This is a genomic window from Sphingobacterium wenxiniae (assembly GCF_900116225.1).
In the GTDB taxonomy this organism is placed as follows: domain Bacteria; phylum Bacteroidota; class Bacteroidia; order Sphingobacteriales; family Sphingobacteriaceae; genus Sphingobacterium; species Sphingobacterium wenxiniae.
Window position 1 is genome coordinate 1 of sequence record NZ_FOZZ01000003.1, and the last position, 15,198, is coordinate 15,198.

At 40.7% G+C, this 15,198-nt stretch carries 15 protein-coding genes and 1 pseudogene; 8 read left to right on the forward strand and 8 right to left on the reverse strand.

All coding sequences use genetic code 11. The features are described 5' to 3' along the window. Nucleotides 1-208: 208 nt before the first annotated feature. On the forward strand, nt 209-1,654 hold the full coding sequence (gene asnS, locus BM375_RS04795) for an asparagine--tRNA ligase (protein WP_093364081.1): 1,446 nt from the start codon (nt 209-211) through the stop codon (nt 1,652-1,654). A 175-nt stretch (nt 1,655-1,829) separates the two neighbouring features. After that, complete coding sequence (locus tag BM375_RS04800; protein ID WP_093364082.1) at nt 1,830-2,450, forward strand: L-threonylcarbamoyladenylate synthase; 621 nt, start codon at nt 1,830-1,832, stop codon at nt 2,448-2,450. Here the strand turns inward: BM375_RS04800 and BM375_RS04805 are convergent. Next, a complete protein-coding gene (locus BM375_RS04805) occupies nt 2,441-2,884 on the reverse strand; it encodes an SRPBCC domain-containing protein (protein WP_093364084.1) in 444 nt (147 codons plus the stop codon). The genes BM375_RS04800 and BM375_RS04805 overlap by 10 nt on opposite strands. Before the next feature lie 109 nt (nt 2,885-2,993). Between BM375_RS04805 and BM375_RS04810 the strand changes: the two genes are divergently transcribed. Further along, nucleotides 2,994-3,269 (forward strand): type II toxin-antitoxin system Phd/YefM family antitoxin, encoded by a 276-nt coding sequence (locus BM375_RS04810; protein WP_093364085.1) that lies wholly within the window; start codon nt 2,994-2,996, stop codon nt 3,267-3,269. Between the two features lie 52 nt (nt 3,270-3,321). Further along, nucleotides 3,322-3,525 (forward strand): annotated as a pseudogene (locus BM375_RS04815) (Txe/YoeB family addiction module toxin); the annotation flags it as partial. 9 nt (nt 3,526-3,534) lie between these two features. Here BM375_RS04815 and BM375_RS04820 read toward each other — a convergent pair. From BM375_RS04820 to tilS, 6 genes are all read right to left on the reverse strand, one after another. Next, nucleotides 3,535-4,095, reverse strand: coding sequence for a Crp/Fnr family transcriptional regulator (locus tag BM375_RS04820; protein ID WP_093364088.1), 561 nt, complete (start codon nt 4,093-4,095; stop codon nt 3,535-3,537). 2 nt (nt 4,096-4,097) lie between these two features. Further along, nucleotides 4,098-4,412, reverse strand: coding sequence for a DciA family protein (locus tag BM375_RS04825; RefSeq protein WP_093364090.1), 315 nt, complete (start codon nt 4,410-4,412; stop codon nt 4,098-4,100). Next, a complete protein-coding gene (gene recF / locus BM375_RS04830) occupies nt 4,405-5,508 on the reverse strand; it encodes a DNA replication/repair protein RecF (RefSeq protein ID WP_093364091.1) in 1,104 nt (367 codons plus the stop codon). Before recF ends, BM375_RS04825 begins: the two co-directional genes overlap by 8 nt. A gap of 63 nt (nt 5,509-5,571) precedes the next feature. Then, complete coding sequence (locus BM375_RS04835; protein WP_093364093.1) at nt 5,572-5,898, reverse strand: DUF4834 family protein; 327 nt, start codon at nt 5,896-5,898, stop codon at nt 5,572-5,574. 99 nt (nt 5,899-5,997) lie between these two features. Beyond that, on the reverse strand, nt 5,998-6,489 hold the full coding sequence (locus BM375_RS04840) for a hypothetical protein (protein ID WP_093364094.1): 492 nt from the start codon (nt 6,487-6,489) through the stop codon (nt 5,998-6,000). A 5-nt stretch (nt 6,490-6,494) separates the two neighbouring features. Continuing rightward, nucleotides 6,495-7,832 (reverse strand): tRNA lysidine(34) synthetase TilS, encoded by a 1,338-nt coding sequence (gene tilS / locus BM375_RS04845; protein WP_093364095.1) that lies wholly within the window; start codon nt 7,830-7,832, stop codon nt 6,495-6,497. Nucleotides 7,833-8,042: 210 nt separating this feature from the next. On the opposite strand from tilS, the gene BM375_RS04850 reads away from it, so the two are divergent. Next, on the forward strand, nt 8,043-10,283 hold the full coding sequence (locus BM375_RS04850; protein ID WP_244525827.1) for an OstA-like protein: 2,241 nt from the start codon (nt 8,043-8,045) through the stop codon (nt 10,281-10,283). 167 nt (nt 10,284-10,450) lie between these two features. Here the strand turns inward: BM375_RS04850 and rdgB are convergent, their stop codons facing one another. Then, on the reverse strand, nt 10,451-11,032 hold the full coding sequence (gene rdgB / locus BM375_RS04855) for an RdgB/HAM1 family non-canonical purine NTP pyrophosphatase (RefSeq protein WP_093364584.1): 582 nt from the start codon (nt 11,030-11,032) through the stop codon (nt 10,451-10,453). A 176-nt stretch (nt 11,033-11,208) separates the two neighbouring features. Between rdgB and BM375_RS04860 the strand changes: the two genes are divergently transcribed. The 3 genes from BM375_RS04860 to BM375_RS04870 are packed head-to-tail and all read left to right on the forward strand — an operon-like array spanning nt 11,209 to nt 15,119. Then, the gene (locus BM375_RS04860) at nt 11,209-14,226 is read left to right on the forward strand and encodes a ligand-binding sensor domain-containing protein (RefSeq protein WP_093364097.1); all 3,018 of its coding nucleotides are present in this window, start codon (nt 11,209-11,211) and stop codon (nt 14,224-14,226) included. A gap of 7 nt (nt 14,227-14,233) precedes the next feature. Further along, the gene (locus BM375_RS04865; RefSeq protein ID WP_170852590.1) at nt 14,234-14,836 is read left to right on the forward strand and encodes a response regulator transcription factor; all 603 of its coding nucleotides are present in this window, start codon (nt 14,234-14,236) and stop codon (nt 14,834-14,836) included. Between the two features lie 37 nt (nt 14,837-14,873). After that, entirely contained in the window at nt 14,874-15,119 is a 246-nt protein-coding gene (locus BM375_RS04870) for a hypothetical protein (RefSeq protein ID WP_093364100.1), read from the forward strand. The last annotated feature ends 79 nt before the right edge of the window (nt 15,120-15,198 follow it).

Sequence of the window (15,198 nt, forward strand, 5' to 3'; positions counted from 1 at the left end):
CCAAACTCTTTCGCTGACACACCAAACTCTTTCGCTGACACACCAAACTCTTTCGCTGACACACCAAACTCTTTCGCTGACACGAATAGCTTTCCTTAGCGAGCATTTTACAATCATCTAATTTCCCATAATAATTCCCCATTTATTAGCAATAAACCAACAGAATAGCGTATTTTTGTGTCGCTTAACAAAGAAGCTGATTATTAGAATGGAACATACACGTATTAAAGCATTATTATCCTCTGAAGAGTTTGGCAAGGAAGTTATTGTCAAAGGTTGGGTGAGGACTTTCCGCAATAACCAATTTATCGCTATCAACGATGGGTCGACCATCAATAATATACAAGCTGTTGTAGATTTTGAAAACACCGATGAAGCACTGCTAAAAAGAGTAACAACTGGTGCTGCTATCCGCGTAAAGGGGATATTGGTAGAGTCCTTGGGCAAAGGTCAGCGCGTAGAAATCAAAGTAACGGAATTATCTATTTTAGGAGATTCAGACCCAGAGAAATTTCCGCTGCAACCGAAAAAACACAGCTTGGAATTCTTACGTGAAATCGCCCATCTACGTTTCCGTACAGGTACATTCAACGCTATATTCAAAGTGCGTAACGCTTTAGCTTTTGCGGTACACAAATTCTTCAATGAAAGAGATTTTGTTTATATGCATACACCTATCATTACCGGTTCGGATGCTGAGGGTGCAGGCGAAATGTTCCGTGTGACCACTCTGGATTTCGACAATCCCCCACGTACAGAATCCGGTGAAATAGATTTCAAAGAAGATTTCTTTGGCAAATCGACCAACCTCACCGTTTCAGGTCAGTTGGAGGGTGAGCTTGCTGCGATGGCTTTTGGTAATATTTATACTTTTGGACCTACATTCCGTGCTGAAAACTCCAACACAACACGCCACTTGGCTGAGTTCTGGATGATTGAACCGGAAATGGCTTTTTATGAGTTGGAAGACAATATGGACTTGGCCGAAGATTTATTAAAATATGTCATCAAATATGCTTTGGATAACTGTTCTGAAGAAATCGAGTTTTTGAAAAACAGATTATTGGAAGAAGAGAAATCCAAACCACAAAACGAGCGTTCGGAGTTAAATCTTGTGGAGAAACTGAACTTTGTGTTAGAGAACAAGTTCGAACGTGTAACCTATACGGATGCTATCGAAATCTTGAAACGCAGCAAACCCAACCAGAAGAAACAATTCAAGTACCTCATCGAAGATTGGGGCGCTGATCTACAATCTGAACACGAACGTTACCTGGTGGAAAAACATTTCAAAAAACCGGTTATCTTAACCGATTATCCACGTGAAATCAAGTCGTTCTACATGAAGCAGAACGAACCAGATGCACAAGGACGTCATACGGTACGTGCCATGGACATCTTATTCCCTGGTATCGGTGAAATGGTCGGCGGTTCACAACGTGAAGAGAGCCTCGACAAGCTTCTAACCCGTATGGCGGAAGTGGGGATTCCTGAAGAGGAAATGGACTGGTTCTTGGATACCCGTCGTTTCGGTACAGCGCCACATTCGGGATTTGGCGTAGGTTTTGAACGCTTGGTATTATTTACTACAGGCATGACAAATATTCGTGACGTTATTCCGTTCCCAAGAACACCGAAAAACGCAGAATTTTAATTTTATTTAGGAGTGTCCGAAATGCAATGATAAGTGCTTATTTGTCATGCTGACGATAGGAAGCATCTGTTAATTATATAGCGCGTCTATAGTACTAATAGATCCCTCCTATCGTCGGGATGACATACAAAAAGAATACTTACCTTTTTCGAACATCTCCATTAATACAATCGCTATGTTAATCAAGATATACGAAGACAATCCGAATCCCAAAGCCATTCAACAGGCTGTGGATATCCTCAAAAAAGGTGGGGTGATCATCTACCCAACGGATACGGTGTACGGTATCGGTTGTGACATTACCCAGCAGAAGGCGATTGAGCGCGTCTGTCAAATCCGTGGATTGAAACCGGAGAAGTCCAATCTTTCGTTTATCTGCTATGATTTAACGGATATTTCCCAGTACACAAAACCTTTTGACACACCTGTTTTCCGTGTGTTGAAAAAAGCCTTACCCGGTCCTTTTACCTTTATCTTCAATGCCAGTGGTCAAGTCCCTAAGCTTTTAAGCTCTAAGAAGAAGACTGTTGGTATCCGTATTCCGGACAATAATATTGTACGTGAAATCGTCAAGGAATTAGGCAATCCTATTGTTACGGCTTCCATCCGTGATGAAGATGAAATTATCGAATATTCAACCGATCCCGAACTCATCCACGAAAAGTACGAAGATAAAGTGGACTTAGTGATAGACGGTGGTTATGGTGACAATGTGGCTTCTACAATAGTTGATGTCACGACAGGCGATTTTGAGATTATCCGGGAAGGAAAAGGAAATCTGGACGATTATTTATAGGCCTCTGCGCGTTCCTTTAAAGCGTTATTGAACAGTTTAAAACCTTTGCTAGTATTCCCTTCTATCATGTTCCTAAAGAAGGGAACTAAAAGTCCACTAAAATATTCGCCTTGAATAAAACGTGTTTGGCCTTTACCTAAAGGTTCAAGTAGGAAATAGTGCTCACCATCGAAAAGCCCTTTTATCCCAAGAATTCCTCTCCATCGAATTTCCGATAAAGGTTCCAGTTTCAAAATCTTTGGTTTCATTGTTATCCCCATTCCTCCGGGTTGCTCTAATCTGACCTTCACAGATTGCCCTACTTGAGGTTGCTCAGAGAAACGTTTCACCGTTGGACTCCATTCTGGATAACAGTCAAAATCAGACAATACTGTCCATACTTGCTCTACAGAAGCCTCAATAATTGTCTCAAATGCTATATGTACCTTTTTCATATACCAAAGGTACCTGGTAAAAACAGCGTAAAGCTTGATATAAATCAAGAATTTATTTTTACCAATCTCTTGAAAAAATACAATTAAGTACTTATTAAATATAAAGAATATGCAAATAGCAAATTATTCAGAATTTCGTAAGCACATGAAAACTTATCTCGACAAGGTAGCTGAGGACAAAGATCAATTAATCATTCACCGAAATAATGGTAAAAGTGTTGTCATCATGAGTGTGGACACATTCAACCAAATGGATGAAACAGAATATCTTGTAAGCACCAAAGCAAATAAAGCAAGTTTGGACAAGGCAATGGAAGAATACAATCTCGGCAAGTTTGAAGAGAAGAAACTTATTGCCGCAGAGGACGAAACACCCTATGAATAGTATTTCCTTTCTTCCTGAGGCTTGGAAGCAATACAAATAGTGGGTCAACACCGATAAACAGATGCTCAAACGCCTTAATAAACTGATAGATGAGTGTACACGATCCCCCTTTGAAGGAATCGGGAAGCCTGAACCCTTAATGGGAAATTATACAGGTTGGTGGTCACGACGAATTGACCATGAGCATCGTTTAGTCTATCGGGTAAAGGATGATATTCTTATTATAGCACAATGTCGTTTTCATTACGATGATTGAACAGTACCATCACATTTTAGCCCTTATACGGCTCAACGTTTCGGGTGTCATCCCAAGCATAGAGGCTATATATTGAAGAGGTACCTGGTTGAATAGCTCCTTGTTAGTCTTAAAATAATGTTGATACCGTTCCTCTGCCGATAAGGCTATAAAAGAAAATATACGGTCTTCCAGCATCGAAAAACACTTGGCTATAAATCGTTTTTCTACAACATTCCAACTTGGTAGGTTTTGTTCAAATTGACGGTAGTCGATCAGTTCCAAAGTCAGAATTTTTGCATCGGTCAGCGCACGAATATTCCATCTTGAAGGCTGGTCAAAAAGAAACGAATTGAGATCTGTTATAAAGTAATTTTCTCCTCCTATCCACTGTGTAATTTCCTTATTTGCTGTCTCGGCAAACACTCTGAATATTCCGTTTTCAATAAAGCTTAACTTCGTACAGCGCTTATGTTGCTGAACAAAGAAATCACCTTTATTTAGATATTCTATCTGAAATTTGGATTGGATAAATTTGGCGTCTTCAAGGGTTGTGCCAAACAAATCGGTAAGCACATGTTGTAATTCCATAACTATAGGATTACAAACTCTTCCACCACCACATGACCCACGTACTCATTAACGCGACCGATAATCTGTCTGCGCATCATCGCCAGCTCATTTTTAATCACAGCAGATTCAACCTTGACAAATAGTTTTTTATCTCGAATATAAATCTTTTGGGTACGGTTGGCAATAGCTTTACCAATGATTTCCGGCCAGGCATTGATAATAAAAGATTCGTCAAACTTAGAGCGTAGCCGATAAGTCTCTATCCATTTTTCGACCGCTTCTTTTATCCCGATATCATCCCGAGTCGGAATCTCATCAAATTTCTTCTTATACATCGACCGTACCTCCTTCTACTTCAAAAATACGAATAGGTTGGGCTATTTCATCAAAAATATGTTTGATTCTATACGCATCTGTATCACTGAGGAAAATCTGACCAAATTCATCGTCTGAAACCAACTGCATCAGTTTCTTAGTACGCTTTTCGTCCAGTTTGTCAAAGATGTCATCCAGCAACAGCAAAGGTTTATACTTCTTTTTCTCCCGCAAAAAACTGTATTGCGCCAGTTTCAATGCAATCAAGAAGGATTTCTGTTGACCTTGAGAGCCAAATTTCTTCAACGGCATCCCTTCATGTATACTGAACAGCAAATCGTCTTTATGCACTCCCTGAGACGTCCGTTCCAAGATTCGATCCTTTTCTAAGTTGGACGACAGTAATTCCATAAAATCCTGTTCCATCAACGGCGACTCATAGATCAAAGAAACGGATTCTGCTTCATCAGTAAGGAAACGGTAATAACGCTCAAATTCAGGTAAGAATTCCTCCATGAATTGTTGCCTGCGCTGAAATATACGTTCCCCCACCTCAACCAGTTGCATATTCAACACCTCCAAAAGCCCCAAATCCAAAACTCCGGTTTGTTTAATCTGCTTAAGCAGACTGTTCCGTTGCAGGAGCACTTTGTTGTAGTTAATAAGTGTATCGAGGTAGTGGTTGTCCGTTTGAGAAATCACATTATCCATAAACTTACGCCGCTCCTCACTGCCATCGGTTACGATAATGGAATCATTGGGTGAAATCATCACTAACGGAAACTGTCCGATATGGTCGGCCAAACGTGGATAATCCTTTTTGTTCTTCTTAAATTGCTTTTTCTGATTCTTCTTTACGCTACAGGAGACCACATCCGAGATCTGTTCTCGCTCGAACTCCCCCTGCACCATAAACCAATCCATCCCTTTCTTGATATGTTGCGAATCAATGGGGTTGAAATAAGACTTACAGAGTGCCAGATAGTGTATGGCGTCCAACATGTTCGTCTTTCCTGCTCCGTTTGGCCCTGCAAAAGCATTGACCTGCGGGAGAAAATCCAAGGAAGACTCCGTGTAGTTTTTAAAGTTGAGAACAGAAAGTTGTTTGAGCCACATGATGAAAGGAAAAACCAAAATTAAAAATTAAAAAGGAGGGGCAAAAATTTTTGCCCCTCCTTTTTAATTTTTAATTTCTTCAAAGTCTACAAACTCTCCTGCGGTTTCAGTACCCTTTCGGGATCTGGATTCTTCCTGCGGAACATAATCCACACGAACCTCCCCTCCTTGCCCGGCACTTGTTTTTTGTTGTCTAAATTGAGCGAAGGGATCTCCCTGACCGTTATATTGATACTGGTATGACTGCTGACCATTATATGGTGATTGCTGTGCTTTTTTCATTATACGCTCTGTCATTTTGCGCAACGCAAAAGGCATCAGCAAACGAAAGGTATATTTAAGCGCATAGTATACGATAACAAATATTGCGATAATTTTAAGTAATTCCATTCTCTTTTCTCTAACGTTTGTACCAAAGTTACAAAAAACCGAATAAATCTTCCGTCAACAAAATGTCAGCATCAGAAAGCCTTAACATTATTTAAGCTTTCAATCCTGTAATTGTTTTTTAGCCTCGGTAACAGCTCTTGCCAGTTCTTCAGCTTTATGTGAGCCGATAATATAGACCAAACCTTCTCGATCTGTCAACCATACCGCATCTTTTCCTCCAGAATAGAAACGTATTTTTCCGTTCTTATGAAGATTATAGACCGGGTTGTTAAAAACAAAAGTACTGTAGGGCTTCAGTTCCACCTTTACAATATTGTTCAGATCTATCTTAACCAGTTTCGAAGACCATAACCCACTTAAAGTAAGGTTACGCGTATCCACTACGGTTTTGTAATGCACCATATAAATCATCAATACCGAAACGATGATAACACCCACTCCAACAATAAAGAACAGCTGCTGCGAAATCAATTGATCCCAATTGAGGTAAGAGGCAATAAAACAAAACAAAGCCAATATCAACCGAACGCTGATCCACGTCGCATCACGCCCCAAATATTGCTTTTCCTGGAAGAGATAATGTCCGCCCATATTTTTTAATTACAGACTAATGTAAATACTTTTTTTGTACTTTCCGTTATCTTATAGCGATTATCCAACTGATAGTTCACGATCCACAACACATCACCATTGCCATTGACCAGAATAGGGATCTGCTTTTTCTTAAAAACAGGAACTTTTTGCTGGATAAAGAAATCACTTAACTTCTTCTTGCCTTGCATACCTAACGGACAAAACGTATCTGCTTCTTCCCAATAACGCAGAGTTAACGGAAAAATAAGTCTGTCATAATCCAGCTTGGCAACTTTTTTATCCCGAACAATCGTCAAATCTGTCGAAACAGCACAAGAGATAGTCATTTCACCAAGATGTATATCAGTATCCGTTTCAGCAATATCTTTTCGCTGCCCGTCAGTTTCTCTCCATTTATCTCTTTTTTGTAGAAAAAGTTTATCGCGATCTACCCACAAACGGTGCGTAGCTGAATCGAATACCGTTCCAACTCCTTTCGCCTTTTGGGCTGCCAAATCTCCCAAAACCGCTTTAGAAAATCCGTATGGTCTAAATAAAGCATAAAGCAGAGGCATATCAGACAGATAAGGCATTAATGTATTCTTATTGATCGCCATCGTTCCATCGGCTTTAACATCAAAAATACGTGTACGTATGGGTTCAATAAAAGATTCCAAAAGTTGATACGATTCCTGAAAGTGGACTATATTCTCGGCTAATACTGTTTCAAAATCAGCTGTTATCTCCTTGAATTTCGGTATAATTTCCAAACGAATCTTATTGCGGGCATATCTTGTCGAAAAATTAGACTGATCGTCACGATAAGGAATACTTTCGGACAGGACAAATTGAGCAATCTCATCAGCAGTCAAAAACAACAAAGGACGGATAATTGTACCGCGCTTGGGCAATATCCCTTGAAGTCCCTGCAATCCCGTTCCTCGAGTCAGATTCAACAAAACGGTCTCCAAATGGTCATTCCGATGCTGCGCAACAGCAATCCAAGAAATGTTGTTTGATTGACGGAGTTCCTCAAACCAAGCGTAACGCAAGTCCCTTGCTGCCATCTGTATGGAAATACCTTCCTGCCGTGCATAACTTTCCGTATCGAACCGTTTTTTCATCAATGGAAAACCCAACTGTTCAGCATAAGATTCTACCAACTGCTCATCCTTATCTGACTCCTCGCCTCGAAGCTGAAAATTACAATGTGCAACATAGCCCTTGTAGCCCAACTGCTTAAACAAAAAAGCCATCAACATAGAATCCTTCCCCCCACTTACGGTCAGCAAAATTGTGTCCGTAGGCTTAATTTGAAGCGTTCCTTCCACGTATCTTTTGAATCTATGCAGCAAATCCATGAACCAAAGTTAATAGAAGTTTTTCAATTGTCCTCTATACCGGCCGGGTATAGTCAGGACAAACGTATCTTATTTTTATTTTAAAGTTTCTATTAAACCTATAAGGTTTTATTTCAAAAAACTACATAAATAAAAATTAAAGCCATTCCCTCTTCATTAAAAATTTTCCTTTAACAAAAATTTGCTGTTTTATTATCTATTTTTGCGCTTGTGAAATATTACTTTGTCTTCATCGTATGGTTATTTAGCATCGCTACTGGTCTCTCCCAAACTCAAGACCGGTTAAATCTGGTTTCTTCTCGGTATAGTACCGTCATAGATCAGAAAGGCTTTAGCAGTATCCAGCCCGTTTATTCCCACAAAGGAAATACTCTTTCTGCGGATAGCGGTATTTTATATGAAGATGAAATCGGTCGCCAATTCTTCGAGGCTTTCGGTAATGTCGTAATTACCCAGCCATCCGGAACAGTTATCCATGCGGATAAGCTACATTATGATGCTGCTCCTCAGGTTGCTACCTTGACCAACAATGTACGTATGGTGGATGCAAATTCTGTATTGACAACCAATTTTTTGGTCTACAAGATGCGGGACAAGGTCGGAACCTATACCGGAGGAGGGAGAATTATTTCACGAGGCGATACCATTACTTCCAAAAACGCGTATTATTTTGAGAATACGCAGGATGCTTATTTCCGAAATCAGGTCGTTGTCAGAACGCCTGAAACCAAGATTTACACAGACACTATGCGGTACAACTCCGCACAACGTATGACTTATTTCTTTGGCCCCACCAATATCAAAGGAAATAAGGGAGAAAATCTTTATACCGAAAAAGGAGACTATAATACGGAGTTTGGCATAGCCCGCTTCTCCAAGAACAACCTTTACACCGAAGAAACACGTTTTCTTAAAGGTGACAGCCTTTATTACGAACGCAATGCGGGTATAGGAAAAGCTTTCCGAAATGTGGTCTTTGTGGATACATTGGATAAATTTTATGCCTATGGTGGTTACGGTCTATACAACCAAGCCGATGGTTCTATCACCATGACAGAAAACCCCTTGGTTGTGACTGTCGTACAGAATGACTCGACAGAAACTGCAACAGCCACAGTCCCCGATAGCACCTCCAATTCGGAAATAAGCCTACAAGAAACTGAAACAAAACAAGCGGCAAAAACTGTGGAAACACGCTCCGCAGAGACAGAATTATCCGATGATAAGCTTGTTACTTCTGACTCTACCGTTGCCGTTCTTCCAAAAGAGAAAGCCCGTGTAGATTCTGTCTACCTAACAGCTGACACGTTATTTTCTAAGCTTATTCCGCTCAAAGACTACAAGGCATTGGACTTTAAGCTCGACAGAGATGGAGGAGAATTGCAAGTGGATGAAGATGTCGATTATGGGGATGACGATACTTTATTCGAGGAGCTCGTTGAGCTACAGGATTCGGTCATTACAACCGTAGATAGCCTAAAAACAACCATTGCGTTAGAAGAGAAAGAGCTTATCGAAACGGAAGATCCAAAGTCTATCACATTAACGGAGAAAAAGCCTATTTCACCAAGGAACAGGCCGCGGAGTATACCTGTACAGGAAACCGAAATCGAGAAAACACTTAGACAAGATTCACTCCTTCGTCAACAAGCGGTCATACCGATCGGAGGAGAAGTTGATAGCCTAATGAGCCAGGCCATGACGGTTGCGCAAACTCCCGATACCACATTCAACTTGCCAAAAGACTCCGTCCATCTGGATACCGCACAAACACGGATTGTAAAGGCTTATTACAATGTACGAATGTTCAAATCGGATTTGCAGGCTGTTGCAGATTCTGTCTATTATGGCATGGCAGATTCCATGTTTCGATTTATGGGCAATCCGATGATATGGGCCGAAGGTTCACAAATCTCTTCGGACACGATATATATGCAACTTGTACAACAGAGACTGGACAATGCCTTGTTAGTAGGCAATGCATTTATGGTCAATGCCGTACAGGATTCTGTCAAGTTCAACCAATTGAAAGGACGTAAGATTACCGCTTTCTTTGCCAACAACAATATCGATCGCTTATTTGTAGACGGAAATGCCGAAAACCTTGTATTCTCCGTCAACGAAAAGACCAATAGAATTACGGAAATGTTCCATGACCGGGGTGCCCGTATCAAAATCAAGATGGAGGGAAAACAGATTATCGACTACATCACTATACGCAAAGTGGACCAAAAAGTTTACCCGTTCAAATTAGTCACCCAAGAAAATGAGATATTGCCGGGGTTTATCTGGCGACCACAAGATCGACCAAAATCCAAGGAAGACATGCTAACCCGGAAACGAGGCAATAGTGAACAGACACCTCCGGAGACGGAAAAAGTAACTCCTCCTTCTGAAAAGGATGTAAATCCTCCTGAAGAGACCGTAGTTAAAGAAGAGATAGAGGGCTAAATTAACCTCTCCCCTAGGTGCTGTCTAAAAAGCTCAACAAATTGTCATCTTGAGTCTCGCCCAAGGCGAGAAAAGACACAATTTGTTGCCAAAACGTGCTGCTTATCCTTCCATCGCCAAAGGCGAGACACAGCGACAGACTCAGGTTGACAGAGCGCTGAGGCTTTTCAGACAACCTTTTCCTTTAAGAACGCAACCAACTTTGCGACAGCAATGGAGCGATGGCTGATAGCATTTTTCTCCTCAGCAGACATTTCTGCAAACGTCTGTGTATAGCCATCCGGAATGAAAATCGGGTCATAACCAAACCCATCTGTTCCTCGTCGTTCGAGTATAATTTTTCCTTCAATTGCTCCTTCAAAGAAATGTTGTTCTCCCTGTAGATACAATGATATGACGGTTTTGAATCGTGCTGAGCGATCAGGATTATCACCCAATTTGCTCAACACCAAGTCGATATTTTTTTCCATATCACGCGAACCTGAATAACGTGCAGAATACACGCCCGGTTCTTTACCCAAAGCATCAACTTCTAGTCCCGAATCATCACCAAAACAGGATACATTGTATTTTTTGACAAGGTAATCGGTTTTTTGTTGTGCATTTTCGTGGAAAGTATCTCCTGTCTCGGGTATATCATCCTCACAACCAATGTCCGACAGTGATTTAATCACAAATTTATCTCCTACCACCGCCTGCACTTCACGTTGTTTATGTACATTATTGGTGGCAAATACTAATTCTATCATGTTACAGGTTTTATAAATTGTTCCAAACTTAGCCAAAATCGGGTTTAAATACAATTTAATATCAGTATACACTTAACGAAAAAAATACCTCCTATTAGGTATTGAATGCCAACATTTGTTTCCCTAATTTTGAAATAGCCTTGTGATAACCAAATTGTTTCAAATCTTTCACCAAAATGAAAAGATCCTTCTTTCTATGTTTAATAGCGATCTTCGTATTTATAGTAGGGAAAGCACAAACTTTCCCTACCGATACACTCGCTGTGTTACAAATTGCACAAGAAGAGGGGCTGTCTCAATTAGGTGCTTCTTCCCTTCAATTTGACAAGCAGGGTTACCTATGGGCGGGCACACAGAATGGTTTAAACCGTTTTAATGGTTATCAAATGAAGGTGTGGTTAAGTGACATAAACAATTCGGGATTTCCCGACGACCATATCCGTGGAATGCACTATCAACAGGATACACTATGGATGACCACCAATACACATTCACTATGCGCATATCTGCTAAAGGAAAATAGGTTTATACACTTCTCCAAAGAGCTGGATTTTGAAAAGAATCCCTTTGTCAAATACAGTTATGCTATATCGGCCACACCCAACAACCAAATTATCATTGGTACGGCGGGGCATTGTATCCTCTACGACCGCAACCAGCGGATCTTTGATATCCTGCCTGTTCCTCAAATATTAGAAAACGATTTTGTAACTGATATACAGCACTTCAAGAAGAACCATTACCTCATCGGCACGAATGCAAGCGGTTTATATATATTGGACATACAACATAAAACGATTGAACAGACTCCAATCCTGCGGAGCTTTCAGAACAACCTGGTTGATGCTTTATATAAGTTAGACAATGGAGATATACTTGTAGGCACAGCAAATGGAATGTACCTGCTTGCTGACAATCTCAAAACCTTGCACAAAATAGGGCAAAGAAATGTTAGAAGCATACATCGTTGGGATGAGGAACACCTACTAATCGGCGGTAAAAATGAGAATTTCTTACTCGCCGAGGATTTTACCTGGAGAAAGCTTGTTTTTGTGAACCATGACGGCAAAGAATTGACCTCCGATATATTGGCTTACCAAGAGGATGTACAGGGTGGGAAATGGTTAGGCACCGAAACCCGAGGAATACTGTATTATCATCCGAACCAGATGAAGTTTACCTCAAAGCGCATACAGGCTGCCAATGCTCCTAAACAAGATTTCATCAGCACATTCAATTTTCTCCGAGATGGCAACGACTTATGGATGGCCACGGAATTTGGTTTTGTAAAACACCCATTAACATCCGACCGCTACAAACTCTATAGAACCGACCTACTCGAATACACCTTGACCAAAGATGCCCGAGGCACAATATGGGCAGGAGGATTTGAACAGGGATTGCTTAGGTATGATCGTCAAAAAGATAAATTCGCTTCCATACCATTACCGTTCTTAGATAAAGATATCATCCAAATAACACCAATCTCTTCAGATAGCATTTGGATACACACTTGGTCCAGCGGTATATACAGTATGCACACAGGAACACTAAAGATGCAGCCTGTAAAACTCTTGGGGAAAGAGTTAGTGCGTTCAAGGACAAGCCTCGTCGACCGCCAAGGCAACATTTGGATAGGTAGCGACGAAGGTCTCTATCAAGTTAAAAAAAACCGAAATGTAAAGTATTATGATTCATTATCCAACGAACGGGTATTCGCCATTGCCGAAGACCTTCGAGGAAAGATTTGGATAGGCACTGCCAAGGGTGTAAACCAGGTTGATCCGAAGACTGGGATCACTACACATTATACGCAACAGACCGGTCTCCCAAATGATTTTATATATGGACTACTCGTAGATCAGAAAAATAATGTATGGATGTCAACCAACTATGGAATCTCTATGTTCAACCAGTACACAGCCATATTTAAGAACTACACAGAAGACGATGGGTTACAAAATAACGAATTCAATGGTAAGGCGGCTTATCAAGACAGTTTAGGATATTTCTACTTTGGGGGAATGAACGGTTTCAACGTCTTCCATCCCGACAGTATTCCAATGAATACCCATACGGGCAAAACACATATTGAAAATGTCCTGCTCTTTGGTCGCCCCATTCAGGAAAATATTCTTTATACGGATACATTAACTTTCTCCCATGACCAGAATGTCATTACCTTCGATTTCGTAAATCTTAATTATCTATGGAGCAAAAAAAATCGCTATCAGTTCATATTGGAAGGTTTTGATAAAGAATGGCGCCCAATAACAAGGGACCGTTCGACAACTTATACCAACTTGGCTCCAGGAACATACACCTTCAAAGTGCGCGGAAGCAACAATGAGCTAATATGGGGCGATATTGATGAGATGACCATCATTATCAGGTCACCTTGGTATGCTACACTACCTTTCCGGGTTGGGTTGATTCTCCTGATCTCTGCATTGGTAGTAGGTGGCTTCTCTTATAAGACCTACCAACAGAAACTGACCAATCGCCGTCTGCTACAGATGGTCAACGAACGTACGGAAGAACTGTCTGAAACGAACAAAGTTCTTCACGAATCTCTATCCTTGACCCAACAACAGAAAGATAACATCACTTTTTTGATGCAAGAGCTTAACCACCGTGTCAAGAACAACCTACAGCTCATCACCAGCCTAATCGACATACAGAGCTTCCAAATCGACAACCAACTCATACAAAAGAAGCTGCGCACCCTGCAGGCACGTGTCTTTACAGTATCGCGCATTCATGACCTACTCAATTTGAGCGATAACGACAAGGGTGTATCCATCAAAAGCTTTATCAATAATTTAACCGCAGACTTGATTACCTTTTCTGGTCAGAAAATATATTTTCATTCTAATATCAGCGATCTGGTATTACCTTCTAATAAACTGACCTATTTAGGCCTTATCCTCAATGAGCTTATTATCAACTCTATAAAACATGCCTTTAAACAAGAACAAGAACATAAAGAAATCCATGTCTCATTGGCTGAAAGTGGAAACAATATCACTATACAATACAGCGACAATGGTGTAGGCTTCGATAAAAGCAGACCTTTCACCGATGACCACAAAGGCATGGGGTTAATGCGTCTATTGATTAAAGAGCTCAAAGGGACAATGGATATTGAAGTCTCAAATGGCAGTATTTTCACCATCAAACTACCCAAAACCTAGGAGAATCATGAACAAGCAGATATTAATAGTAGAGGACGAAATCATTATTGCCAACAGCATCAAGCTGCATTTGGAATCCAGCGGTCTGCAGGCCGAAATCGCCACAACACCCGAGGAAGCATCTATTTTGTTGGCAGACAAAACATTTGACCTTGTATTGAGCGACATTAACCTGCGCCATGAGATAGACGGAATAACCCTGGTTCAAGAATTTGTACCTAAGCATGTACCCATTATTTTCTTGACCGCCTACTCCGATACAGAGACCTTACGCAAGGCCGAACTTTCTATGCCCTATGCCTATCTTTTAAAACCTTTCCATAAAGATCAACTACTGCTTACTATAAACTTGTCAATAGCGCGTGCACATAAGAGAAGTATACTTTCTTCCTTAGCAACCAAAAGAACTACTGAGGATATTGTCCTCAGCATCAGAGAAATCGAGATCGTGCAATGTGTCGCTCAAGGTAAGACTACTGCAGAAATCGCCGACGAACTCTTTATCAGCCCACAAACTGTAGCCACCCATAGAAAGAATATCCTACAGAAATGTGGGTGCAGAAATGTCATTGAACTCATTGCCCTTGCCATAGAAAAGGATTGGCTATAGCCATCCCCCACCATCGTTAACACGTAGATTAAAGAAAATGATTAATCACAATTTCGACAACGCAAGACATATATGGAGCCGCATCATCAAATCTGAAGATGACAAGCCTTATAGTTTCGATATAGAAATACAAAACCAACTACTCAATCTGTTCCATGTGGGCCCATACTATTATTATATATTTAATTGTGGCACTGCTGACTTCGAACTTGTGGACACTAAAGCTGAAGAAGTGATGGGATACCCATTGGATTGTATATCACCAGGTTTTTTGTTTGTTTAAAACGAGGACGAGTTATGGGGACAAAAAAACAGGCCGCTACTTTAGTAACCGCCTGTTTGCTTTTTTATAAATGTAAGAA

Excerpts from the sequence above, each read along its gene's own strand:
- asnS (WP_093364081.1), top strand. The coding sequence starts at position 209 with ATGGAACATACACGTATTAAAGCATTATTATCCTCTGAAGAGTTTGGC.
- BM375_RS04800 (WP_093364082.1), top strand. The coding sequence starts at position 1,830 with ATGTTAATCAAGATATACGAAGACAATCCGAATCCCAAAGCCATTCAA.
- BM375_RS04805 (WP_093364084.1), bottom strand. The coding sequence starts at position 2,884 with ATGAAAAAGGTACATATAGCATTTGAGACAATTATTGAGGCTTCTGTA.
- BM375_RS04810 (WP_093364085.1), top strand. The coding sequence starts at position 2,994 with ATGCAAATAGCAAATTATTCAGAATTTCGTAAGCACATGAAAACTTAT.
- BM375_RS04820 (WP_093364088.1), bottom strand. The coding sequence starts at position 4,095 with ATGGAATTACAACATGTGCTTACCGATTTGTTTGGCACAACCCTTGAA.
- BM375_RS04825 (WP_093364090.1), bottom strand. The coding sequence starts at position 4,412 with ATGTATAAGAAGAAATTTGATGAGATTCCGACTCGGGATGATATCGGG.
- recF (WP_093364091.1), bottom strand. The coding sequence starts at position 5,508 with ATGTGGCTCAAACAACTTTCTGTTCTCAACTTTAAAAACTACACGGAG.
- BM375_RS04835 (WP_093364093.1), bottom strand. The coding sequence starts at position 5,898 with ATGGAATTACTTAAAATTATCGCAATATTTGTTATCGTATACTATGCG.
- BM375_RS04840 (WP_093364094.1), bottom strand. The coding sequence starts at position 6,489 with ATGGGCGGACATTATCTCTTCCAGGAAAAGCAATATTTGGGGCGTGAT.
- tilS (WP_093364095.1), bottom strand. The coding sequence starts at position 7,832 with ATGGATTTGCTGCATAGATTCAAAAGATACGTGGAAGGAACGCTTCAA.
- rdgB (WP_093364584.1), bottom strand. The coding sequence starts at position 11,032 with ATGATAGAATTAGTATTTGCCACCAATAATGTACATAAACAACGTGAA.
- BM375_RS04860 (WP_093364097.1), top strand. The coding sequence starts at position 11,209 with ATGAAAAGATCCTTCTTTCTATGTTTAATAGCGATCTTCGTATTTATA.
- BM375_RS04865 (WP_170852590.1), top strand. The coding sequence starts at position 14,234 with ATGAACAAGCAGATATTAATAGTAGAGGACGAAATCATTATTGCCAAC.
- BM375_RS04870 (WP_093364100.1), top strand. The coding sequence starts at position 14,874 with ATGATTAATCACAATTTCGACAACGCAAGACATATATGGAGCCGCATC.